Annotated in this window: 24 protein-coding genes; 15 read left to right on the plus strand and 9 right to left on the minus strand. The window is 65.5% G+C overall.

Going from position 1 to position 22,844, the window contains the following annotated elements; translation table 11 throughout:
• Positions 1-48 precede the first annotated feature (48 nt).
• The 5 genes from relB to ACXJ1Z_RS12430 all read left to right on the plus strand — a co-directional run bounded on the left by relB (position 49) and on the right by ACXJ1Z_RS12430 (position 2,961).
• On the plus strand, positions 49-216 hold the full coding sequence (gene relB / locus ACXJ1Z_RS12410; RefSeq protein ID WP_463777018.1) for a type II toxin-antitoxin system RelB family antitoxin: 168 nt from the start codon (positions 49-51) through the stop codon (positions 214-216).
• Positions 213-461 (plus strand): hypothetical protein, encoded by a 249-nt coding sequence (locus tag ACXJ1Z_RS12415; protein WP_463777020.1) that lies wholly within the window; start codon positions 213-215, stop codon positions 459-461. Before relB ends, ACXJ1Z_RS12415 begins: the two co-directional genes overlap by 4 nt.
• A complete protein-coding gene (locus ACXJ1Z_RS12420) occupies positions 461-676 on the plus strand; it encodes a DUF2283 domain-containing protein (RefSeq protein WP_463777021.1) in 216 nt (71 codons plus the stop codon). The genes ACXJ1Z_RS12415 and ACXJ1Z_RS12420 overlap by 1 nt, the downstream gene beginning before the upstream one ends.
• A gap of 393 nt (positions 677-1,069) precedes the next feature.
• Positions 1,070-2,017, plus strand: coding sequence for a retron St85 family effector protein (locus ACXJ1Z_RS12425; protein WP_463777022.1), 948 nt, complete (start codon positions 1,070-1,072; stop codon positions 2,015-2,017).
• Positions 2,014-2,961: a retron St85 family RNA-directed DNA polymerase gene (locus ACXJ1Z_RS12430; protein ID WP_463777023.1), complete on the plus strand. Its 948-nt coding sequence runs from the start codon at positions 2,014-2,016 to the stop codon at positions 2,959-2,961. Before ACXJ1Z_RS12425 ends, ACXJ1Z_RS12430 begins: the two co-directional genes overlap by 4 nt.
• A gap of 43 nt (positions 2,962-3,004) precedes the next feature.
• Here ACXJ1Z_RS12430 and ACXJ1Z_RS12435 read toward each other — a convergent pair whose 3' ends face one another.
• Both ACXJ1Z_RS12435 and ACXJ1Z_RS12440 read right to left on the minus strand, forming a co-directional pair.
• On the minus strand, positions 3,005-3,931 hold the full coding sequence (locus ACXJ1Z_RS12435; RefSeq protein WP_463777024.1) for a hypothetical protein: 927 nt from the start codon (positions 3,929-3,931) through the stop codon (positions 3,005-3,007).
• 95 nt (positions 3,932-4,026) lie between these two features.
• Positions 4,027-5,739 carry a putative bifunctional diguanylate cyclase/phosphodiesterase gene (locus tag ACXJ1Z_RS12440; RefSeq protein WP_463777025.1) on the minus strand — a complete coding sequence of 571 codons (1,713 nt, stop codon included), beginning with the start codon at positions 5,737-5,739 and terminating at the stop codon, positions 4,027-4,029.
• A 290-nt stretch (positions 5,740-6,029) separates the two neighbouring features.
• Here ACXJ1Z_RS12440 and ACXJ1Z_RS12445 point away from each other — a divergent pair, with 290 nt between their 5' ends.
• Positions 6,030-6,803 carry an enoyl-CoA hydratase/isomerase family protein gene (locus tag ACXJ1Z_RS12445; RefSeq protein ID WP_463777026.1) on the plus strand — a complete coding sequence of 258 codons (774 nt, stop codon included), beginning with the start codon at positions 6,030-6,032 and terminating at the stop codon, positions 6,801-6,803.
• A gap of 97 nt (positions 6,804-6,900) precedes the next feature.
• Here the strand turns inward: ACXJ1Z_RS12445 and ACXJ1Z_RS12450 are convergent, their stop codons facing one another.
• Positions 6,901-7,284: a winged helix-turn-helix domain-containing protein gene (locus ACXJ1Z_RS12450; RefSeq protein WP_463777028.1), complete on the minus strand. Its 384-nt coding sequence runs from the start codon at positions 7,282-7,284 to the stop codon at positions 6,901-6,903.
• A gap of 199 nt (positions 7,285-7,483) precedes the next feature.
• Between ACXJ1Z_RS12450 and ACXJ1Z_RS12455 the strand changes: the two genes are divergently transcribed.
• On the plus strand, positions 7,484-7,675 hold the full coding sequence (locus ACXJ1Z_RS12455) for a hypothetical protein (protein WP_463777029.1): 192 nt from the start codon (positions 7,484-7,486) through the stop codon (positions 7,673-7,675).
• A gap of 128 nt (positions 7,676-7,803) precedes the next feature.
• Here ACXJ1Z_RS12455 and ACXJ1Z_RS12460 read toward each other — a convergent pair whose 3' ends face one another.
• The gene (locus ACXJ1Z_RS12460) at positions 7,804-8,676 is read right to left on the minus strand and encodes an alpha/beta fold hydrolase (RefSeq protein ID WP_463777030.1); all 873 of its coding nucleotides are present in this window, start codon (positions 8,674-8,676) and stop codon (positions 7,804-7,806) included.
• Between the two features lie 182 nt (positions 8,677-8,858).
• Between ACXJ1Z_RS12460 and trxB the strand changes: the two genes are divergently transcribed.
• On the plus strand, positions 8,859-9,830 hold the full coding sequence (trxB, locus tag ACXJ1Z_RS12465) for a thioredoxin-disulfide reductase (protein ID WP_463777031.1): 972 nt from the start codon (positions 8,859-8,861) through the stop codon (positions 9,828-9,830).
• Between the two features lie 196 nt (positions 9,831-10,026).
• Here the strand turns inward: trxB and ACXJ1Z_RS12470 are convergent, their stop codons facing one another.
• The 5 genes from ACXJ1Z_RS12470 to ACXJ1Z_RS12490 all read right to left on the minus strand — a co-directional run bounded on the left by ACXJ1Z_RS12470 (position 10,027) and on the right by ACXJ1Z_RS12490 (position 13,705).
• On the minus strand, positions 10,027-10,587 hold the full coding sequence (locus ACXJ1Z_RS12470) for an opacity protein (RefSeq protein ID WP_463777033.1): 561 nt from the start codon (positions 10,585-10,587) through the stop codon (positions 10,027-10,029).
• A 315-nt stretch (positions 10,588-10,902) separates the two neighbouring features.
• On the minus strand, positions 10,903-11,718 hold the full coding sequence (locus tag ACXJ1Z_RS12475; RefSeq protein ID WP_463777034.1) for a hydrolase 1, exosortase A system-associated: 816 nt from the start codon (positions 11,716-11,718) through the stop codon (positions 10,903-10,905).
• Positions 11,715-12,386 (minus strand): alpha/beta hydrolase family protein, encoded by a 672-nt coding sequence (locus ACXJ1Z_RS12480; protein ID WP_463777036.1) that lies wholly within the window; start codon positions 12,384-12,386, stop codon positions 11,715-11,717. Before ACXJ1Z_RS12480 ends, ACXJ1Z_RS12475 begins: the two co-directional genes overlap by 4 nt.
• The gene (locus tag ACXJ1Z_RS12485) at positions 12,383-12,646 is read right to left on the minus strand and encodes a phosphopantetheine-binding protein (RefSeq protein WP_463777037.1); all 264 of its coding nucleotides are present in this window, start codon (positions 12,644-12,646) and stop codon (positions 12,383-12,385) included. Before ACXJ1Z_RS12485 ends, ACXJ1Z_RS12480 begins: the two co-directional genes overlap by 4 nt.
• A gap of 39 nt (positions 12,647-12,685) precedes the next feature.
• Positions 12,686-13,705: a GNAT family N-acetyltransferase gene (locus ACXJ1Z_RS12490; protein WP_463777038.1), complete on the minus strand. Its 1,020-nt coding sequence runs from the start codon at positions 13,703-13,705 to the stop codon at positions 12,686-12,688.
• A gap of 30 nt (positions 13,706-13,735) precedes the next feature.
• Between ACXJ1Z_RS12490 and ACXJ1Z_RS12495 the strand changes: the two genes are divergently transcribed.
• The 7 genes from ACXJ1Z_RS12495 (at position 13,736) to ACXJ1Z_RS12525 (ending at position 22,828) form a co-directional block, all read left to right on the plus strand.
• Positions 13,736-15,274, plus strand: coding sequence for an acyl-CoA ligase (AMP-forming), exosortase A system-associated (locus ACXJ1Z_RS12495; protein WP_463777039.1), 1,539 nt, complete (start codon positions 13,736-13,738; stop codon positions 15,272-15,274).
• Complete coding sequence (locus ACXJ1Z_RS12500; protein ID WP_463777041.1) at positions 15,271-16,497, plus strand: pyridoxal-dependent decarboxylase, exosortase A system-associated; 1,227 nt, start codon at positions 15,271-15,273, stop codon at positions 16,495-16,497. Before ACXJ1Z_RS12495 ends, ACXJ1Z_RS12500 begins: the two co-directional genes overlap by 4 nt.
• A gap of 175 nt (positions 16,498-16,672) precedes the next feature.
• Positions 16,673-17,314, plus strand: coding sequence for an XrtA/PEP-CTERM system exopolysaccharide export protein (locus ACXJ1Z_RS12505; RefSeq protein ID WP_463777042.1), 642 nt, complete (start codon positions 16,673-16,675; stop codon positions 17,312-17,314).
• 19 nt (positions 17,315-17,333) lie between these two features.
• Positions 17,334-18,851, plus strand: coding sequence for an XrtA system polysaccharide chain length determinant (locus ACXJ1Z_RS12510; RefSeq protein ID WP_463777043.1), 1,518 nt, complete (start codon positions 17,334-17,336; stop codon positions 18,849-18,851).
• Between the two features lie 11 nt (positions 18,852-18,862).
• Positions 18,863-19,909: a P-loop NTPase family protein gene (locus tag ACXJ1Z_RS12515; protein WP_463777044.1), complete on the plus strand. Its 1,047-nt coding sequence runs from the start codon at positions 18,863-18,865 to the stop codon at positions 19,907-19,909.
• Between the two features lie 5 nt (positions 19,910-19,914).
• Positions 19,915-21,633 (plus strand): preprotein translocase subunit YajC, encoded by a 1,719-nt coding sequence (locus tag ACXJ1Z_RS12520; protein WP_463777045.1) that lies wholly within the window; start codon positions 19,915-19,917, stop codon positions 21,631-21,633.
• 19 nt (positions 21,634-21,652) lie between these two features.
• The gene (locus tag ACXJ1Z_RS12525) at positions 21,653-22,828 is read left to right on the plus strand and encodes an XrtA/PEP-CTERM system-associated ATPase (RefSeq protein ID WP_463777047.1); all 1,176 of its coding nucleotides are present in this window, start codon (positions 21,653-21,655) and stop codon (positions 22,826-22,828) included.
• Positions 22,829-22,844: the final 16 nt, after the last annotated feature.

Consider the following 22,844-nt stretch of genomic DNA (forward strand, 5'->3'; position numbering starts at 1 on the left):
GCCCTAACCCGACTTGCTGCGGAGCGAGCCTGCGGTAAGATCGCCAGCATGTTCGAGCTTCTGCCACCCACCGACGAGGCCGGATACGACGCATGGTTTAGAGCGAAGGTCGCCGCCTCGCTTGCCGATGAACGGCCGGGCGTTCCACATGCCGAGGCGATGGCCATGGTGCGACAGATCATTGAACGGGCCAGGCAAGCGCAAAAGCACGGATGAGCACGACCCGCTATTTCGAGGAGCAGGTCCTGCGCAAGCGCACTTACCTGACCGTCGAACTCTGCCGCACCGTAATGGCAAACCCGATCCGCCGTGAAGTGCAGCCCGACGACCGCATCCGCCACTGGGGCGAGGTCACCTTGCCAGACGAACCCACAACGCGCATCTTGCGCGTAGTTACTCTCGAAGACGGCGAGACCATCCACAACGCCTTCCTCGACCGAGGCTTTCGCAAGGACGCGTGATGAAGTTGCACTACTATCCAGAGACGGACAGCCTCTATATCGAACTGCGCGACGCGGCGTCGATGGAGACGCGCGAAGTGGCGGAAGGGGTGAATGCCGACTTCGACGACGAGGGCAATATCGTCGGCTTCGACATTGACGGTGCTTCGAGCAAGCTCGACCTCGGATCACTGGAGACGACCGCTCTTCCATTCGCTTCGCTCAAAGCAGCCTAAGAGCAGCCGAAGCCGCCTAGGCGACATTTTCCCAGGAAAGAAGCGCCACCGCGCTACGGTAGGAAAAGAGAAGATGCGAGGGCCATCGCCCTCGCGCTCCCGGAAACTGGCTATGCTATTCGCCATGAACTTTGTGAGACAAGTTGGCTTTCCAGCACACCAAAAGAGGGCCCCGTTGACATGGGACTTTGATTGACTTCAAAGGATAGCCGTGTCACATTCTCAACTCACTTACGCGTTAAGCGCTCTAGCGAGCGCTAGTCCGGCGTTTCGCCAGACTTCAGTTGATTGTGCATTCTTATCGGTGCGGAAGGCGGCGATGTCTCATCGCCTCGCCCCTGCGAGGGCGCTACGCTCGATAAGACATCGCCGCCTTCCTCACCTTCTAGGTAAGTGAACGATTTTCAACCCGAGGGCCTGATCAAAAAGATCAAGGCGGGCAGTCTTCGTGTGCACGCGCCAAAGGTTGTCGTCTTTCTATGCGGCGGCGCCATGGTCGAAGCGCAGCCGCCAACAGCATTAAGAGATGCATTCCACCGCAGCCTTCAGGGCGCTATGCGTAGCTTCTCCGTAATACTTGCTGAAGATGCTAAGCCGCTTGAAGCCGACGCCGGTTACACAGACCTATTCCAGTTCGAGTCAGATATAGCCCAAATTGTTGGCCTTATTGTTCTTTTTGCTGAAAGTGCCGGAAGCCTTGCAGAGCTTGGCGCATTTGCAGCGCTTGAAACGGTTTCGCCGCGATTGTTAGCTATTCTAGATGATTTCTACTATGGTCAGGTCTCCTTCATTCGTAATGGACCAGTGAAGTATTTGGAGAATAAGTACGGTGAAGAATGGATCACGGTTCTAGAGCGTAATGAGGTTGGGATAGCGTCTGACGGATCAATTGATAATATTGATCCTGCTATACTTTCTGCAAGCATACTTCCAGTCATAACCAAGCGCCTAGCTGCAAATCCTCGCTGGGAAAAGTTCGACGCGCTTAATGCTGGTCACGTCATTTTGCTAATGACGGGGCTCTGTCAGGAGTACGGGGCTCTCACAATTAGTGAAATAAGGTTGTATTTAAAGTCTCTTGGTGTCGAAGATCCTCGACTTACAAATTTTACTTATTGCGCCGAACTACTCGGTTGGCTCCGAAAGATTCGGAAGGGTCATCACATCTTCTATGTCGCTACAGGCGGCGACCCTGCAATCGACTATTCTATTGATGCTCCTGATAAGCCACATGATAAGGTTCGTTGGCGGACCGACGTAAGGGCCTACTGGGCTGCTAACGACAGATCACGTCTTCGCGCCATATCGGACGTTTTAACGTCGCATGAGCAGTCCGCATGATTGATATCTTGTCGACTTTGTCTCTGGCTACAGGACTGGCGCTAGATGACCTTGTGCGTATCATCCACTCGGCTCCAAGGCGCTATAAGACATTCGAAATTCCGAAGCGCACAGGTGGAATGCGTGAAATTGCGCAGCCTGCCAGAGAGCTTAAGTTTATCCAACGAGTTCTTGTGGAAGTTCTTCTCAAGGATCTGCCTGTGCATGATGCTGCCAAGGCTTACAGGACAGGCATGTCTGTAAAAGATAATGCGGCGGAACATGCGGGTTTGGGCCCGCTGTTGAAAATGGATTTCAAAGATTTCTTCCCATCTATCAAAGGAACGGACTGGTTCGCCTATTGCCGGGCTAATGAGGTCATGGATGAGAGGAACGCACTCATCTCTTGCAACTTGTTTTTTAGAAGAGCCAAAGGTGAGCGCCTTCTGAAGTTATCCATCGGTGCTCCATCATCACCCATGATATCAAATATTCTATTGTTCGAATTTGACAGTTTAGTCACGGATGAAGCGAGGAAGCGAGGCATACGCTACACGCGGTATGCCGATGATCTAACTTTCTCTGGGCAGCGGATCGGAATGCTTAAGGATATGTTGCAGGTTGTTCCGGCTGTCGCACGTCGGATCAAGCGCCCTCGACTTCGTGTAAATGAAACAAAGACGACATTTGTCACGGCAGCCGCCCGTCGAACGGTGACTGGCGTCGTACTCGCGAATGATGGATCAACTGGCTTAGGTCATGATCGGAAGAGAATACTCAGTGCGAAAGTGCACCACGTACTAACGGGCAAACTTCATGGCCATGAAGTGGCTAAGCTCGCGGGCGAGTTGGCGTTCGCGAATGTTGCAGAACCGCAGTTCATAGACAAACTGCGTGCCAAATATGGCGATGAAGTAATTGATCGGATCAAGAAAGAACCGTTTATCCAAGGCGATGGATCATGAGACGGATTTACGCCTTAGCGGGAATGACGAAGGAAGAGGATGTTCATTCCTCCTCCTCATCCCCATCCGCCTCGTCACTCCGCCAATCCAGCTTCGGCGCGCAATACGATTTCGCCGTGTCCATGTCGCCGCCCAGCTCCCGCAGCTGCTCGCGCGGTTGGGTCGGCTCCTTCGGCGTGACGCCCAGCACGGCGGCGGCGTCGAAGTCGGGGGCGAGGGCGTCGACCTCGAGCTCCGCCAGCGACAGCCCCTTGTCCTGCGCGGCGAGGGCGACGCGGAAGGCCAGGTAGTAGCGGCGCGTCTCCGGGTTCATCTCCTGCACCCATGACGTGTGCATCTGGGCGATGCGCGCGTTGAGGCGGTCCATCGGGTCGGTGTCGGACTGCGGGTCGCCAGGTTTTGGATCGCCAAGTTTCTGATTGGACGCGGCGTGCTCCTGCTCCCACTCCGCGCGCCACTCGCGCTTGAGGCGGTTCAGGCTGGACTGGGTCGCGCCGTCGAGCGTGTTGATGCTGTCGGCGGCGAAGCGGTGGGGCGCGCGGTTCCTCAGGAGGAACATCAGCAGCGCGTCGTTGGTGACGCGGCGGGTGCCGATCAGCTTGCCATAGGAGTAGACCGGCTGCTCGACGCCGTAGAGCGCGCGCTCCATGGCGACGTCCTCCAGCCGCTGCACGCCCAGGCTGAGCGCGACCTCCCACGCCTTGCGAAAGCCTGCGCCCTCCTTGTGGCGGCGCAGCAGGTAGGCGCCCTCCGGCGTCATGTTCACGGCGTGCGCCGCGGCCTTGACGCTGCCGGTGTCGGCCAGCGCGGCGATGAACCCGCGCTGGCGCTCGGGCGTCCAGCCGTCGTGGCGGGTGGTCTGGCGGGGCACGGGGGTGAAGTCGGGCAGGCTCTTGCGCCGGCGGAAGTACGAGCCCGAGGGGCGGGCGCCGTTACGCTTTCCGGGGGCATTGTGCGACTTGTCGATCATGGTGGGATGGCTCCTTCTGGCGAAGGACACCGGGCATGGCGCAAGCGGGTGGGTGTAGGAAAGTTCTTTTTTTGTTCCTGGCGTCGCCGGTCGGATCAGGCGCGCAGGCGGATGCCTTCGGTCTGGGCGAGCTGGCCGACGATGTAGGGCCCCACCGCGTGGCCGACGATCGGGCGGCTGAGCAGGAAGCCCTGGATCTGCTGGCATCCTTCCTGGCGCAGCACCGCCAGCTGCGAGGGTTCCTCGACCCCCTCGGCCAGCGTCTCGATCCCCAGCGCGTCGGCCAGGGTCACGATCGCGCGGATCACCGCATGCGCGTTGCCCTGCGGGGCGAGGTCGCGCACGAAGGTCTGGTCGATCTTGAGCTTGTTGAACGGGAACAGCCGCAAGTGGCCCAGCGAGGTATAGCCGGTGCCAAAGTCGTCCAGCGTGATCCGCACGCCCAGCGCCTGCAGCGCGTGCAGCGTCTCCAGCGTCTTGTCGACGTTGTCGATGAAGGCGCTCTCGGTGATCTCCAGCTCCAGCCGCTGCGGCGGCAGGCCCGACGCGGCGAGCGCCTGCACCACCATCGCCGGCAGCGCGGGGCTGAGAAACTGCTTGGACGACAGGTTGACCGCGACCGACAGCGGCTCGGGCCAGCCTTGCGCCTGGTGGCACGCCTCGCGCATCACCCACTCGCCGATCTGCATGATCAGGCCGGTCTCCTCGGCCAGCGGGATGAAGTCGTTGGGGGCGATCATCCCCAGCGTGGGATGCGGCCAGCGCACCAGCGCCTCGAACGCCTTGAGCCGGTCCTCGGTCAGGCTGTAGAGCGGCTGGAAGTGCAACTGGAACCCGCCGTGCTGGATCGCGGTGCGCAAGTCGCGCTCGAGCTGGCGGCGTTCGCGCGCGCGTTCGTCCAGCGCCTGCTCGAAGAAGTGGTGGCTGGCCTTGCCGTGCTGCTTGGCGCGATACAGCGCGAGGTCGGCGTTCTTGAGCAGTTCGGCGCCGTCGCCGCCGTCCTCCGGCGCCACCGCGATGCCGATGCTGGCGGACACCTCCGCGTTGTCGCCCTCCAGCACGAGCCCGCGCGCGAAGCAGCCCTGCAGCCGGTTGGCGATCGCGGCGAGGTTCGCGTTGAGCGGCAGGTCGCGGATCATCGCCGCGAACTCGTCCCCGCTCAGCCGGGCGATCAGGGCGTCGGGAAACTCGGCCTGCAACTGGTCCGAGACATCGCACAACAGCCGGTCACCCGCGGCGTGGCCCAGCGTGTCGTTGACCAGCTTGAAATCGTCGAGGTCGATGTAGGCGACCAGCACCCGCGCGTTGGCGGTGCGCCGCTGCAACGCCTGGTCGAGCTGCTCGACGAAATACTGGCGGTTGGGCAGGCCGGTCAGCGCATCGTGCAGCGCGACGTGGGTGATGCGCCGTTCGCGCGTTTCGATCGCGTCGACCATGGTGTTGAAGCTGGCCGCGAGTTTGCCGATCTCGTCGCCCGAATCGACCACGACGCGCGCCTTGCCGCCCTTGGTGATGCTGCGCGTCGCGTGCAGCAGTTCGTTCAGCGGTCGCGTGATGGTCCGCGTAAGCGCCCGGCTGAGCGCGACCACCAGGGCCAGTTCGCCCAATGCGATCGCGACCACCAGCACACCGAAGTGCGAGATCGTGCCGTCGAAGGCGTCGTCGTCCACGCGCACGATGCCCAGCGCGAACAGGATCATCAACGTGCCCATCAGCAAGCCGAACAGCGCCGTCAGGATCGCCGTGATCCGCCCGCGGACCGAGCCGAAATGCAAGGCGGATCGGTCGCGCGTCGCCGCCGGAGACACGATGTCGTCCTTTCGTCGCGAAAAGGCGGCAGCACGGGACGATAGGGGGCGAGACGGCATGGCGAGGATGTACGTGAGCGTCGGTTAACAACCTCTCAAGCTAGAATCGGCCCCGAAGGACAGGGACGCATTCCGTCGCAGCAAAGCCAGGGTTCGACGCCGCGCGGGGACTGGAGGGCGTTCGTGGCACCGGTGTCGACAGGCGAGCGTTGCCTTGGCGCGGCGCCGCGGGCATGGCGAGCGCGCGGTCGTGCCCATGATCCCGGGTCGCGGCGGGAGAGGGGTGCGTCATGGCGATTTCTATACAGACCCAGATTCACGGCCACGTCGGCGAAATTCGCTTCGCCAAGCCGCCGCACAACTTCGCGTGCCCCGAACTGCTGCGCCGGATCGCCGATGCACTCGACGCTTTCGACGCCGACAGCCAAGTGCGGGCAAGCGTCCTCGTCGCGGAAGGCAAGGCGTTTTGCGCCGGTGCCGATCTTGCCGGGGACGAGAGCATCGCCGGCGACAGCGGTATGGATGCGATCGGCGGCCTCTATGTGCAGGCGGAGCGTATTTTCCGCCGCGCCAAGCCGATGGTGGCGGCGGTGCAGGGCGCCGCGATCGGCGCAGGGCTGGGGTTGGCGCTGACCGCCGACTTTCGCGTTGCCGGACCCGGCGCCCGCCTATCCAGCAATTTCGTGCGGCTGGGGTTCCATCCCGGCTTTGCACTCACGTGCACGTTGCCGCGCCTGATCGGCGTACAGCGGGCGGCGTGGATGTCGCTTTCGGCCGAACGAGTGAAGCCGGACGACGCGCTGGCCTGGGGGCTTGTCGACCGGCTGGTCGCGCAGGGCGACGAACGGGACGCGGCGCTGGCGATGGCCTCCGAGATCGCGGCCAACGCACCGCTGGCGCTGCTGGCGGTGCGCAAGACGGTGATGACGGGCCTGGCCGACGAAGTGGTAGCGGCGATGCGGCGCGAGCATGCCGCGCAGACCGGCTTGCGGCCGAGCGCCGACTATGCCGAGGGCGTCGCTTCGGTGTTCGAGCGGCGCGAAGCTATATGGCAAGGCCGCTAAGGCCGGGTCGGCCCGAAGAGGGCGTGCGACCTGACAGCGCTGGATTAGACCCGGACTAAGCCCCGACTAGGCATCGCCCGCGCGCGATCGCGCCCGACTAGGCATCGCCCGCGCGCGATCGCGGTTGCCGGCGCAGTTCGCCGGCGAGCCCGGCCAGCAGATCGCCATGCGCGGTATCATCCAACACGGCCTGTAGCCGGCGATAGCGGTCCAGCACGCGGCGGCCCGCCTCGCTCAGGGTGGCGCCGCTGCTTTTGGCCCGTCCGGGAGAGGTGTCGACGAGCGCCGCGTTCCAGCAGCGGTTCATCGCGTCGACCAACAGCCAGGCACGCCGATAGCTCATGCCCATCGCGCGCGCGGCGGCACTGATCGATCCCTGCGCGGCAATCGCATCGAGCAAGTCGGCCTTGCCCGGCCCCATCGCGATCTCGTCACCGCAGAGCAGCTGGATCTTGAGCTTCAGGGCGTCTCGGTCTGGCATGGCGTCATCGTAGGCCGCGTCAGTCCCAGGCGGCAAGGCCGACAAATATTGTTGTTGACGGCCGACGCACCGGTTCGCCGTAAGCCACGAGATATCAACGATAATTGCAAGACGTCCCAAATTGGCATGGAACCAGCGCCATTGCCTAACGTTCATGATGCAGACATAAAAGTCGTCCACAACTGTGAGAGGATGTGACATGAACGCCTATAATTCCTCGGCAAACTTCGCCACATCGATGCGCTCCCCGGTCTCGCGCCACGCACGCGCCATGGCCAGCCAGTTGCATGAAGATCCGACCAAGGATCTGCACAACGCCCGCGGTCTGGTGATCGCCATCCTGATGAGCGCCGCCTGCTGGGCCGGTGTGGGCCTCGCGTTCCTGCTTTGACCGGCTGAGCCGGTCCCGCGACGCCCTTCCGGAGAGCACGCGCTTACGGGAAGGTCTGTCGATTCCGGAAAGTTCGGGTCGAGAGGCGCGCCACAAAGACGCCTGCAAGACCCGGCCTGGTGTGAAACCTATAGAAACGCGCGGATATCCGCCATGAACCGGTCGAACTGGTCATGATGCAGCCAGTGTCCCGCGTTTTCGTATTCCTTCAACGTAGCATTGGCGAAATAGTCCAGCCGGCCATCACCCGCCGGGCTCGCGGCAAAGCTGTCCTTCCCCCATAGCAGCAGGACCGGACAGGTGATCGCGGACCAGAGCTTCGCTTTCTCGTCGAACGCCATATCGCTTGCGCTCCACACGTTCAGGTAGTTGTCGAACTTCCAGCTCCAGGTGCCATCTTCGTTACGGGTGGCGCCGTGGACGGTCAGGTGACGCGCTTGATCGTCGGAGAGGAAACCGTTCTCGGTCTTCATCCGTTCGTAGGCATCGCGCAGGCTGGCATAGCGGCGCGGGCTGCGGCCGGCCGCCTTGCGCTTGTCGTCGATCCACTTGCGCAGGCGCTCGGTGGTGCCGCCGCCATCCATCTGCAGCTGCAGTTCGCGCGAGGGGCCCAGCCCTTCGATATTGACCAGCTTGCGGACCTTCTCAGGGTAAAGCCCGGTGAAGCGCGTGGCGATGTTGCCGCCCAGCGAATGGCTGACGATCGTCACCTGCTCGTAACCCAGCGTGTGCACCAGCTGCGCGAAATCGTAGACGAAGGCGTCGCCGGCATAGTTGCCTTCGGGCGACCAGTCGCTGTCGCCATGACCGCGCAAGTCGGGGGCGATGACATGCCAGTCGTGGCGCAGTTCGTTCGCCACCCAGTCCCAGCTGCGGCAGTGATCGCGCCCGCCATGCTGGAGGATCAACGGTGGCGCATCCGGATTGCCCCAGTCGACATAGTTGAGGCGCAGGCGCTGCGAGACGAAGCGGTTCGAAGTCGGTCCGGGGAAAGTGTCCATCCTTCATGAGTGGCGACGAGGGCGCGGCACGTCAATCGCCCCGCCGCTATCGGCGCTGCCGGCCGATCTCGGTGTCATGCCGCGCGCGATCACCTTTATCGGCAAGAATGATTTCCATCGTGCGACCATCCTTGGCAAAGCGGCGCCAACGTCTCACATCGCCTGGCGGAGGTATTTTTTCCATGGCTACGCACACCACCCGCATGCTCATCATCGGCTCCGGCCCCGCCGGGCTCTCGGCCGCGATCTATGGCGCACGGGCCGGCATGAAGCCGATCGTGGTGCAGGGGCTGCAACCCGGCGGCCAGCTGACGATCACCACGGACGTCGAAAACTATCCCGGTTTCCGCGACGTCATCCAGGGGCCCTGGCTGATGCAGGAGATGGAGGCGCAGGCGGTGCATGTCGGCACCCGGATGCTGTGGGACACGATCGTGTCGGTCGAAATGGATGGCCCGGTGTTCCGCGCGATCGGCGATGGCGGCGACGTGTACGAAGGTGATACGCTGGTGATCGCCACCGGCGCGCAGGCCAAGTGGCTGGGCGTGCCGGGCGAGATGGAGCTTTCGGGCAAGGGCGTCTCGGCCTGCGCCACCTGCGACGGGTTCTTCTATCGCGGCAAGAAGGTGGTGGTGATCGGCGGTGGCAATACCGCGGTGGAAGAGGCGCTGTACCTTACCAACCACTCGAACGACGTCACCCTGATCCATCGCCGCGGCTCGCTACGCGCCGAGAAGATCCTGCAGGATCGCCTGTTCGCGCATCCCGGCGTCACGGTGGTGTGGAACAAGCGGGTCGAGCGCTTCGTCGCCGACCATGCGACCGGCCAACTGAGCGGCGTCGCGGTGATCGACACCGAGACGGGCGAGGAGAGCGAGATCGGCACGGACGGCGCCTTCGTCGCGATCGGCCATGCGCCGGCGACGGAGTTGTTCAAGGACAAGCTCGACGTGGACGACAGCGGCTATCTCAAGGTCGAGCCGGGTACGCCCAAGACGAAGATCCCGGGTGTGTTCGCCTGCGGCGACGTGATGGATCACACTTATCGCCAGGCGGTGACCGCGGCGGGAACCGGCTGCATGGCGGCGCTGGATGCCGAACGTTATCTGCAGGAAAAGGATTTCGCCGAAGCTGAGAAGGTAGCGGCGGAGTAGTTCTCGACGCGCGCGGGTGGCTGGCTTTGCCTTGGGTAAGGGCGGCTGCCGTGCCGAAGCTGTCACAAGGTAATCGCTGAACTGTTATCCGGTTCTCGGTGGCTCATTTCCAAAAGCGGATTTTTGCCCCGGATAACAGTTCAGCATCAGACGTCGTCCGATGGTCGGAGCCGGCATGACCGGCTCCAAGTCATCATCAGAAGTGTGCGATTACGCCAGCCATCGGTTGGATGCTGTCGAAGTCATAGGTTTCGGCCGAAAGGCGCAGGCGGATACCGCTGTTGGTGGTGATGCCACCCAGGCCGATGTCCTTGGGGCCGACTTCCACGCCGACGCCGTAGATCCAGTCCTGACGATCGCCATAAGCGCGACGACCGTTGATCCACTGGTAGCCACCCGACACATAGATCATGCCGCTGTCGCCAGCGCGTGCACCGACGCGGCCCTTGACGCCGTATGCCCAGTCAACGTCGCCAAAGCCCTTGGTTGCGTTGCCTTCGGCGCCGACGAATACCGGCCCGAGCGGAACGTTCACACCGGCAACGCCGCTGAGAAGGGCGCCATCGAAGCGGCCACCGCGCGGGCTGCCGAATTCGCTGTCCCGGTCGAACTGCGTCCAGCCACCCAGAACGCCGACATAGGGCTCGATGCCGAATGCGGGGGTGCCGTCGGGTGCGGTCTCGGTCCCAGCGTCCTGCGCCACGGCGACTGCCGGCATGGATACGGCGAGAGCCGCGGCGAACAGAAACTTCTTCATTAGTAGAACTCCGATACAAATTTCGTCATCAGCAGTGCCGATGGACCTCCTGAATGCGGCTGGATGCCGTTCAGTTGCAGCGCACCATGGATTTGTCCGTGGTGTGACATTCTTGCACCGTACTGCCAGCGATGGCCAAAGATCCCCGCAGGGACTTCATGTGCTGCCGCATTACAGGTGCATATGTCACCGGCCCCGTACAGCATTCGGGAGTTCCGGCGCGTGTAATATACCGTATCAGGTGGGGATGACGGTCGAATAGGGCGCAACTGTGACTATTGTGCTAGTCTTGAAGCACCACTGCGCCGCTGTAGATCATAACCCGGCTGGCAGACTGTTGCGGCTGGCACGGCCCACGTCCTCCAGAAACGCGCAGGTCTGCTTTACCAGCCATTCGCGCGCGTCCGGCTCGACATAGCTGTGCGTTGCAGCATCGGCTTGGCGAATGCGTGGGTCGGTCTTGTCCCAGCCCGCCAGGAACGTCAGCCCGGTTCGGTCGCGCCCCGCGATCAGGATCCGCAACGGCCCCCTGAAAGCGCCGATGCTCGCCGCGATCTGCTGGGCCAGGGAGCTTGGCGGTCCGGCGGGACGCGCGGCGGACAGCAGGCTGCGCACCAGGGGCCCAAGCGCGATCTTGCCGGTCAGCAGCCGCCGGATCGCGCCCCAGTCGGCAAGGCGATTGCGGTAATGGTTGCGCACTGCTTCGGGCGGTACCTCGGCGGTGTCGTCGCTTTCGAAGGTCCAGGGGTTGGACAGGATCAGCCCGTCCGCCCCGGCACCACGTGCCAGCATCAGCGCGCTGGCGGCGTCGCAATTGCCCATCGCGACCACGCGCGCGAGCTGCGGGCACTCGGCGCGCATGGCGGCGAGCGCGGCGCCGATGTCGTCGGCGCTCCCGCGAAAGCCCGCGTTGTCGCCCTCGCTGTCGCCACAACCGCGCCGGTCGAAACGCAGCACCGGATGGCCTGCCGCCGCGACGGCCTGCGCGAACAGCGCCTGCCCGGCCCACGCGCCCGAGCGCACTTCGTTGCCACCCGTCACCAGCAACAGGCCGGTAGTGCCGCTCGCGGCGTCGAGCGTGGCGACCAGGCGATCCCCTTCGCAGGCAAAGGTGAAGTGGCGCCGCGTCATGCCAGCATCACCGCGACGGCGGCGGCCAGCGCATCGGCTTGGGCCATGCTTTCTCCCGGTTCGGCGCGCAGCCACAACCCGGAACCGGCGATCGTATCCTGCGTGATCGTGTTGACGCCCGGCACCGGCAGCATCGGCTCGAACAGGCGGACGAACTCGGCGCCGAGGCGATAGCCGGCAAGTTCGATCCCGTGTGATAGCGCCGCCTCCATCAGCCCTTCGCGCGTTTCCTCACGCCCCGCCTCGCGCGAGGCTAGCGTCCGCGCGCGCAGCATCTGGCGCAGCACGGCGGTGGCCTTGACCGGAGCGTAGTGCAGGGTGGGCAGCCGGGCCGGCGTGAACAGGCAGCCGCCGCGTATCCCCAGGACGTGGGTGGCCCCGAACAGGCCCGCAGCGGCGGCCATCGCGTCGCTCCAGTCGTGCGGTTCCTGCACATCGAGAGGCTGGCGGCTCTCGTGGGTACCGGGCAAGTCGGGCAGGAACACGTCGATCCCGGCACCGTCGAGCCGGCGCATGACCTCGACGGTCAGGCGGCGCAGGCGGTTGGCCTCGTCGAACAGCGCGGGGACGATCAGCAACCGCCGCGCCCGTTTGCGATCGAAGACGAGCGCATATTCCTCGGCCATGCCGCCGCCGGGCAGCGGGCAGGGCCAGGTCAGCGGGGTCATGCCGTCTGGCGCTTGGCCCTGGCGAAGGCGAGGAGGCCGCCGTAGGTTTCCAGCATCTCACCGTCGATCTCGTCGTCGTCGATCACGATGTCGAGCCGGTCTTCCAGCTCGGTCAGCAATCCGGCGACTGCCATCGAATCCAGTTCGGGCAGGTGGCCGAACAGGCCGGTGTCGGCGTCGAATTCGGCCGCCTGGTTCGGCTTCAGCCCCAGAACATCGGTGAGGATGCGGCGCAGCAGCAAGTCGGTATCGTCGGACATGATGCTCTCGCGAGTTAACATGCTGAAAGGAGCCGCGCTCTAGCCGCGCTTCGCACGAGCGGCAAGAGCCACGCGAAGCGAACGTGCCGCGCCACGCGCGATGAGCGGCCAGTTTGCAAGGACTTGCGGGCGGATCAGATCGAGCCGGTATCGTGGCCGCACTTCCTCCATCCAGTCGCGCTTGTACGGATCGTCACCTGTGCCGAAGTCGATCATGGCCACCTTGTCGACGTCGATGACATGGCGGAACAGCGCGGCGCTCAGCACCGAACCGGGGGAGAGCGGCTTAGCGCTTTCGCGATGGGCGAGCTTGTGGATGAAGGCGGTTCCACCTTCCACGGTCCACATCTGCGCGGCGACCGCGGTGCCGTCGGGATCGTGGGCGATGGCGAGGCGCAGGCGCCCGGCTGCGCCTTCCTCGATCGCGAAAGCGCGCAAGAACGCGGGCGAGCCTTCTTCCGGCTTCCAGCTTTCGGTGTAGATGTCCTCGTAAGCGGCCCAGACGGCCTCGTCGAACCGGGTGAGCACGCGCGTCGTGACCTTGCCCGACTTGCGCTTGAGCGTCGTGCGCAGCTTGCCCGGGCGATCGGCGAGAAAGGCGGCATAGTCGCGCCCGCCAAGCGTGAGGACGTGGTTGACGTCACTCTGCGCGCGCCGGACCAGCCAGCCAGCCGTGCGAAAGGCGATCACCAGCAGGTCGGCATCATCCTGTGGAAGGCCGGTCAACGTGATGCGCCGCGCTTTGGCCGGCACGTCGCGGGCGATCGCGGCGAACAGGGCGGGCGCGTCGGCACCCGCAGAGACGATCGGGCGGAAACGAAAGGTGTACCAGTTGGAAAGCTGGGTCAGGTGCGGGCCGGTGCCGGCCAGCGGCAGGACCGCGCTGCCGCTGGCGTCGCGCGCGATCGCGAGGCGCGGCTTGACCTGGCAATGCTCGGCGAGCAACTGCCACCAGTCGAGCCGATCGAACGGCGCGCTTTGCATCTCGGCGGAGAGCAGCCGTGCCAGTACGGCATCGGATTGCACTTCCTTAAGATCGTCGTGATAATCGACGTTCACCACTCAAACCCGCCTTCGGAGTTGCATTTCATGTCTGCGCAGAGCCCGACCCGGCCACTCGATCACCTTGCCGAATGCGGCGAGGCCGAAGCGCCAGCGCTGGTCCTGCGTGATGGTCCGGTTAACTACGAGACCTTAAGATCGCGTGTCGCCGTGTTGGCCGGGTGGCTGGAACGCCAGGTGCCGGACAAGGGCGCGCGTGTCGCCAGTTGGGCCGCGAAGGGCGAGTTGACGTGCCTGATGCCGCTCGCCGCCGCGCGCGCGGGACTGGTGCATGTGCCGGTGAACCCGCTGCTCAAGCGTGCGCAAGTGGCGCATATCCTGGCCGACAGCGGCGCCGCGCTGCTGATCGGCACGCCCGCACGCCTCAGGACGCTGGAGCCGGGCGATGCGCGGTGCGTCGTGGTGGAAGACGCGGCGGCGCTGGACGCGGCCAGGGCGCTGGCGCTCGCTCTGCCGCCATCATCGGGCGATGCCGACGCGCTGGCGGCGATTCTTTATACCAGCGGTTCGACCGGGCGGCCCAAGGGGGTGATGCTCAGCCATGCGAACATGTGGCTGGGAGCCGAAAGCGTGGCGCAATATCTGGGGCTGGCGGCGGACGATCGCACGCTGGCGGTGTTGCCGCTGTCGTTCGACTATGGCCAGAACCAGCTGCTCAGCACCTGGTTCGCCGGGGGCTGCGTGATCCCGCTGGACTATCTGGTGCCGCGCGACGTGATCAAGGCGGTCGAGAAGCATGGCGTCACCACGCTCGCCGCCGTGCCGCCGTTGTGGGTGCAGCTTACCGAACTGGATTGGCCGGTCGAGACCGCGGCACGGCTGCGGCGGTTGACCAACAGCGGCGGCGCCCTGACCGTCGATCTGGTGCGGCGCCTGCGCGCGCTGTTCCCGAAGGCGCGACTGTTCCCGATGTATGGCCTGACCGAGGCGTTTCGCTCGACCTATCTCGACCCCGCGCTGGTCGACGCGCATCCCGCTTCGATGGGCCGCGCGATCCCTCATGCCGAGATCCTGGTGATCGACGATGCCGGCCACCTCGCCGCGGACAACGAAGAGGGCGAACTGGTGCACTGCGGTCCGCTGGTCGCAAAGGGCTATTGGCAGGATGCGGAGCGCACGGCCGAGCGGTTCAGGCCGGCGCCCGCAGCCTCGCGGTATGGCGGGATGGCGGTGTGGTCGGGCGACCGGGTGCGGCGCGATGCCGACGGCCTACTCTATTTCGTCGGACGGCGCGATGCGATGATCAAGAGCGCTGGCAATCGCATCAGTCCGCAGGAGATCGAGGAGGCGGCGCTGGCGAGCGGGCTGGTGGCCGAAGCGGTGGCGCTGGGCGTGCCCGATGCGCGGCTGGGGCAGGCGGTGCATCTGATCGTGCGTCCGTCTGCCGGTGCGTCCGATGCGCGTGATTCGCTGCCCAAACGCCTGTCGCAGGATCTGCCCAATTTCATGCAGCCGCGTGCGATCCACTGGCGCGAGGCGATGCCGATCGGACCGAACGGCAAGATCGACCGCAATGGCTTGTCGCTCGAACTGTCCGCGCAATTGGCGGCGGAGCTGGCGGCATGAAGGCGCTCGGCCCCATTCCCGCCGGCTATCCCGCGATCGATGGCGTGCTGGCGGTGGCCGGACGGCCGGTGACCGACTGGGTGGCGCAAGTGGGCGAGACGCCGCTGTTCCTCTATTCGGCCGAGCTGATCCGCGAACGGGTGGCGCTGCTGCGTGCGGCGATGCCCGAGCGGCTGGCATTGCATTATGCGGTCAAGGCCAATCCGTTTCGCCCGGTGCTCGAACTGTTCGCGGGGCTGGTCGACGGCTTCGACATCGCCTCGGGCGGGGAACTCGCGCTGGTCGAGGCGGCGGGGATCGACACCGGCCTCATCAGCTTCGCCGGGCCCGGCAAGCGCGACCGCGAACTACAGGCGGCGATCGCGGTGGGGGTGACGCTCAACCTCGAGAGCGAGGCCGAGGCGTATCGCGCGCTCGCGATCGGGGACAAGCTGGGGCGCACGCCGCGTCTGGCGATCCGCGTGAACCCCGCGTTCGACCTCAAGGGTTCGGGCATGAAGATGGGCGGCGGTGCCAAGCAGTTCGGCATCGATGCCGAGCGGGTGCCGGCGCTCGTGCGCGAAGTGGTGGGCGGCGGTGCCGAATGGCGCGGCTTCCACATCTTTGCCGGCAGCCAGGCACTCGACGCGGAGGCCATCGCGGATACGCAGGCGCAGGCGCTGGCGCTGGCCGCGCAATTGGCCCGCGAAAGCGGCGTCGCCGTGCCGCACTGCAATCTGGGCGGCGGCATGGGCATTCCGTATTTTCCGGGCGATAAACCGGTCGATGTGGGCCGCGTCGGCGAGCGGCTTGGCGAACAGTTCGCCGGCTTGCCCGACGAACTGCGCGACACGCAGTTCTGCCTGGAGCTGGGGCGCTATCTGGTGGGCGAGGCGGGCGTTTACGTAACGCGCATTCTCGACCGCAAGATCAGCCATGGCGAGGTGTTCCTGATCACCGATGGCGGCCTGCACCACCAGCTTGCCGCCTCGGGCAACTTCGGCACCGTGGTGCGCCGCAACTACCCGGTCGCCATCGCCACCCGCTACGAATCGGCGGTGGAAGAGGAGGCCAGCGTCGTCGGCTGCCTGTGCACCCCGCTCGACCGGCTGGCCGACAAGGCCGGCTTCCCACGCGCCGAAGCCGGCGATCTCGTCGCCGTGTTCTGCGCCGGAGCCTATGGCGCCAGTGCCAGCCCGGCGGCGTTCCTGGGGCAGGGTCCAGCGTTGGAGATGCTGGTCTAGTAAACACCCTTAACCTTCGTACGCCGCACCGTCCCATTGCGGGATCGGTGCGGACTCCGTGGTTTCCCTAACCGAATGTTCACCCTTTGCGGCGATAGCCAACGCTGGATTTTGCCAGGTCTTCGGCTGCGCTGACGTCGCGCGGTCGAGCCTTGGCGCAACGCAGGATGTGTCCATGCCGAACCTACGCCTCGCCCCGCTGATGGCCGGAAGCGCGATGGTGAGCCTGGTGCTGACAGGCTGCTCGACATCGAGCGGACCGCAGCTGCCGCCCGCCGCGTTCGTGTCGATGCAGGAAGGTCCGGGCGAGGAATACGTGATCGGCCCGCTGGACGAGCTGACCATCTTCGTATGGCGCAACCCCGAGCTCGGCTCCAAGGTGCAGGTGCGGCCCGACGGGCGCATCACCACACCGCTGATCACCGACATGCCGGCGGTGGGCAAGACGCCCTCGATGCTGGCCGAGGATATCCGTCTGCAGCTGTCGCAGTATATCCAGGAGCCGCTCGTCTCGGTGATGGTCGACAAGTTCGCGGGCACGTTCAGCCAGCAGATCCGCGTCGTGGGGGCGACCGAGAAGCCGGCTTCGATCCCGTACCGCGCCAACATGACGCTGCTCGACGCGATGATCGCGGTGGGTGGCCTGTCCGAGTTCGCGGCGGGCAACAAGGCGCGGCTGGTGCGCTTCGACAAGTCGACCGGCAAGCAGACCGAGTTCGCGCTGCGCTTGGGCGATCTGCTCAAGAAAGGCGAGAGCAAGGCCAACGTGATGCTCAGGCCCGGCGATGTGATCATCATCCCCGAAAGCATGTTCTGAGCTAGCAGGGGGCAGGGGCATGGGTTCGATCTACGAAGAAGCGCTCGCGGCGATCCACTCGGTCTGGCACCGGCGCTGGCTGGCGCTGGCCGTCGCCTGGGCGATCTGCCTGCTCGGCTGGCTGGTGGTGGCGCTGATCCCCAACAGCTACGAATCGCAGGCGCGCATCTTCATCCAGCTCGATGACCCGCTGGCGCAGCAGGTCGGCATCGACGTCAACGACCGCAAGCGCGACATCGAGCGTATCCGCCAGACGCTGACGAGCGCGATCAACCTGGAGAAGGTGGTGCGCGCCACCGAGCTTGGCGACCGCATCGAATCGCCCAAGGCGATGGAAGCCGCCGTCCTCAAGCTGGCCGACAACATCAAGGTCGTCAGCGAGCAGGAGAACCTGTTCGCGATCACCGCCGTGTCCAACGACAGCTCGTTCTCCGATGCCGAGAACGCAAAAGTCGCGCAGCAGATCGCGCAGAAGCTGATCGACATCTTCAAGGAAGAGAACCTGTCCGGCAACCGCGGCGACATGGTCGAGACGCTCGATTTCGTGAACGGCCAGCTCGCCTCGCGCGAAAAGGAGCTTGAGAACGCCGAGCAGCGCCGCCGCGTGTTCGAGCAGGCGCATCCCGAGATGGCGCAGGGCGGCGCCTCCAGCACGGCCCGGCTCGATGCCGCGCGCAGCGAGATGCGCGGTGTCGAAGCGGACCTGATCGCGGCGCAAAGCGCGTTGGCGGCGATGAACGGCCAGCTGGCCGGCACCCCGCGTTCGCTGGCGGGCGCTGCCGGTGGAGCGTCGGCCTCGCTGGCCGCCGCCCAGTCGAACCTCGCGCAGATGCGTGCGCGCGGCCTGACCGAGAACCACCCCGACGTGATCGCCGCGCGCAACCAGGTCGCCGCGCTGAAAGCCCCGGCGGCGCAGGAAGCGGCCAGCGGCGGCGGCGTGCCCAACCCGGCCTACAGCTCGCTGGAATCGCTGCGCGCGGATCGTCAGGCGACGGTCCAGTCGCTCACCGCGCGCCGCGCCGGTCTGCAGGGCGAGATCGCGCAGCTGACTGCCATCGCGCTCGACAATCCCGAGGCGGCGGCCGAAGCGCAGAAGATCAACCGCGACTACGACGTGCTCAAGGAACAGTACGACAAGCTGCTGCAGGACCGTGAGGAACTGCGCCTGCGCGGCGAAATCAAGACCGAGCGCGAAGCGGTGAAGTTCGAGGTGGTCGATCCGCCGACGACGCCACGTTCGCCCGTCGCGCCCAACCGTCCGCTGCTGTTGCTGGGCGTGCTGATGGCCGGCCTGGGCGGTGGCGCCGGTGCCGCTTTCGGCATGGGCAAGCTGCGCTCGACCTTCGCGACGACCGCCGGTCTGGAGCGCACGACCGGACTGCCCGTGCTGGGCGCGATCTCGCACAACCTGACCGATGGCGCCCGCCGCCTTCGCGCCAAGCGGATGAAGCTTTGGTTCGGCGGCACCGCGGCCCTGGGCGGCCTGTTCGCCCTGCTGCTGGTCGTCGAGTTCATCCAGCGCGGCATGGTCGCTTGAGGATTGATGGCATGACTGACCTCAGCAAGATCCCCCTGCCGCGCGGCGACGACGGTGCAACGCATCAGGATTCGCTGATCGAGCGGGCGGCCGAGCGCTTCGACTTCAACAGCTATATCGCCGGTCCCAAGCCGGCCGATCTGCCCCCGCCGCGCCGCGCCGCGCGCCCGAAATCACGCCCCACCTCGGTCGCGCCGGCGTTCATGCCGGTCGCCGAGCCCCAGCGTGCCACGATCGAGCCGACGGCTGAGCCGGTCGTGGCCCCAATTATCGAGAGCGTCGCTCCAGCGGCCGAGCCGGTCGCACCCGCGCCGGTGTTTTCGACCAACCGCATCGCGATCGACCGCGAGCATCTGCGCCAGAACGGGCTGATCGAACCCGAAGGCTCGGTCACCGCGCTCCTCGAGGAATTCCGCATCGTCAAGCGCCAGCTGCTGTTGCAGGCGGGCGAACTGCGCCGCCAGAAGGCCGGCAGCAAGGCGCAGCGCGTGCTGATCAGCTCGCCGCATTCGGGCGAGGGCAAGACCTATTGCGCGGTGAACCTGGCGCTTTCGATCGCCACGGAGCGCGAAAGCGACGTCCTGCTGGTCGATGCCGATTTCGCCAAGCCGTCGATCCTGTCGTCGCTGGGCCTGCCTGGCGGCCCCGGCCTGATGGACGCGCTGATGGACGAGAGCACCGACGTCGCCGACTTCGTGATCGCCACCGACATCCCCGGCCTGTGGGTGCTGCCCGCCGGTGACACCTCGACCAGCGATAGCGAGTACATCTCGTCCTCGCGCACCGGCAAGGTGCTCGAGCGGCTGACGCAGGACGCGCCCAATCGCATGGTGATCTTCGATTCGCCGCCCGCGCTCGCCGCGTCGCCCGCGGCGGAACTCGCCAAGCTGGTCGGCCAGGTGTTGGTGATCGTGCGCGCGGACAGCACCGGGCAAGGCGCGCTGGAGGATGCCGTGTCGCTGCTTTCGGCCTGCCCGAACATCCAGCTGCTGCTCAACGCGGCGCAGTTCAGCCCCAGCGGTCGCCGCTTCGGCACGTATTACGGGTACAAGGGATGATGCGTATGTCGCGCAATCTCGCCGGCGCGGTGTCGCTGGCGGCGCTGGCCGCGATGCTGGCCCCGATCGCGGCGCAGGCGCAGGCGGTCGACTATGGCGACGTGTCCGGCAGCGATGGCGCATCGAGCGGCGACACCGGCGGCGATGGCGATGCCGTCTCGTCCAGGCGGGAACGCCGCAGCGGCGGCCGGCGCGGCGGTGGCAAGAACGTCCAGATCCAGCCCTACATCGAGGTCAACCAGATCGTCGACGCCGAGCTTTCGCCGGGAAGCGACGTGCTGACCTATTCGCAGGCGGCGGTGGGCGTCGACGCGGCGCTGTCCGGCCGCAACACCGGCGTGTCGGCGTCGGTGCGCTACGAATACCATTACGGCTGGGGCAAGCGCGCGGGCAACGGCGACTCGATCTCGGGCATCGTCAACGGTTACACCACGGTGGCGCCGGGCCTGACGCTGAACGCCTCTGCGCTCGCGGTGCGTACCAACGGCGATGGCGGCGGGCTGAACAGCGTCTCCTCGTTCGGCGGCGGCGATGCCAACGTCTATGCGGTGCAGGGCGGCCCTTCTTACGTCGGTCGGCTTGGCGATCTCGACGTGCTGGCGAACTATCGGGCCGGTTTCACCAAGGTCGACAGCGATTTCCAGAACCGGCGCGGCGACCGCATTTCCGCGCCGGGCATCTTCGACAAGAGCGTGACCCAGACCGCCGACGTACAGGCCGGCTTCGCTCCGGGCACCGTGCTACCGGTGGGAATCGGCGCGGCCGGCAGCTTCTATCAGGAAAACATCAACGTCCTCGACCAGCGGCTGCGCGACATGCAGGCGCGCGCGATCGTGACCGTGCCGGTGAGCCGGACGCTGCAGGCCAGCGGTGCGATCGGCTACGAGGACGTCGAGGTGTCCTCGCGCGACGTGGCCCGCGATGCCAGTGGCGCGCCCGTGATCCGCAATGGCCGCTACGTCACCGACAAGAGCGGCCCGCGCCTGATCGCCTACGATACCGACGGGTTGATCTGGGACGTCGGCGTGTCGTGGCGGCCCAGCCGGCGTACGTCGCTGACCGCGCATGTCGGCAGGCGTTATGGCGGGACCAACTATTCGGGCTCGTTCTCCTACGCACCCAACGCGCGCCAGACGCTGAGCATCGGCGTCTACAACACCATCTCGGCGTTCGGCGGCAACCTGGGCCGCGTGCTCGACGATCTGCCGGACGATTTCGTGGCGGTGCGCAATCCGATCACCGGCGATCTCAACGGCTGCGTCTCGTCGCTGCAGGGCAACAACTGCCTGACCGGCGCCTTCACCGCGCTGCGTTCCTCGGTGTTTCGGGCGCGCGGTATCTCGGCCACGTACTCGGTGCGGTTCGGCGCGATCGATGCCGGGCTGGGCATCGGCTACGACAACCGCAAGTACATCGCCGCACGCGGGTCGGTGCTCGCCGCCGCCGATGGCCAGGTGGACGAGAACTACTGGCTGGCCGCCAACCTCAACTGGGCGATCGACAATCGCTCGGGCCTATATACCAACGCTTATGCGAACCTCACCAAGAGCGATCAATTGGTGGGTGACATCAGCAATGTCGGGCTTACCACCGCATACTATCGCAACCTGACCAACCACTTGCGCGCGCACGCGGCGCTGGGCATCGACGGCACGTTGGGGAGCGAGGAGTTCGAAGACTTCTGGACCGCCTCGGCGCTGGTCGGCATGCGTTACAACTTCTGATCGCCTGGGGAGAACCACGATGTTCGACGATTTCTACGGGCTCGACGCGAGGCCCTTCCAGCTTACCCCCGACCCGGCGTTCTATTTCGAGAGCCTGACGCACCGCAAGGCGCTGTCGTACCTCGGTTATGGCCTCGCGCAAGGCGAGGGCTTCGTGGTCATCACCGGCGAAGTCGGCGCGGGCAAGTCGACGCTGGTGGCGCACCTGATGGCGACGATCGACCCCGCACGCCTCACCGCGGCGCAGATCGTGACGAGCGCGCTGGACGGCGAAGAGATAGTCCACGTCGTCGCGCATGCCTTCGGCCTCGAAGTCGAAGGCCACGACAAGGCCACCGCGCTGGGCATGATCGAGCAGTTCCTGCAGGACGAAGCACGCGCCGGTCGCCGCTGCCTGCTGATCGTCGATGAATCGCAGAACCTCGAGATCGGCGCGATCGAGGAACTGCGCATGCTGTCGAACTTCCAGCTGGGTGCGCATCCGCTGTTGCAGACGCTGCTGCTGGGCCAGCCCGAGTTCCGCGAAGTGCTGCTCGACAGCCCGGAACTGGAGCAATTGCGCCAGCGCGTGATCGCCACGCACCATCTCGAAGCGATGCAGCCGAACGAGATCCAGGCCTATGTCGAGCACCGGATGAATCGCGCCGGATGGCAGGGCAACCCCAGCTTCGACGAGCATCTGTTCGCCGAGATCCACGCCGCCACCGGCGGTATCCCGCGCCGCGTCAACCAGGTGGTCAACCGCCTGCTGCTGCTGGGCGCGGTCGAGCAGCGGACCCGCATCGACGGCGCCATGCTGGCGCATGTGCTGGGCGAACTGAACCAAGACGGTACTATCGCCATCGTCTCGCCGCAGCAGTCCAAGGGGAAGCCGGCCCCGGTGCAGGCCGCCGCTCCGGCGGTCGACATACCCGGCGTCGATGCTGGCACGATCAAGGCCGCGGTGGAAGCGGCGATGGCCGAGCGCGACTTTCAGATCGAGGAGCTGCAGCAGGCGGTGGTGGAACTGGCCAACTCGGTCGAGGAGCGCGAAGAGACCCGCAAGGCCACGCACGCCGAACTCATCGCCGCCATCGACGAGCAGGTCGCCGCGATCAACGCGCGCATCGGCGAGCAGGACCGCACCATCCGCCACGCGCTGACGATGATCATCGAATGGATCGAAAGCGGCGAAGGCGAGCGCGCGGTCGCCTGATCGCAGCGCCGGAGGA

It is taken from the genome of Novosphingobium sp. TK46 (assembly GCF_055361525.1).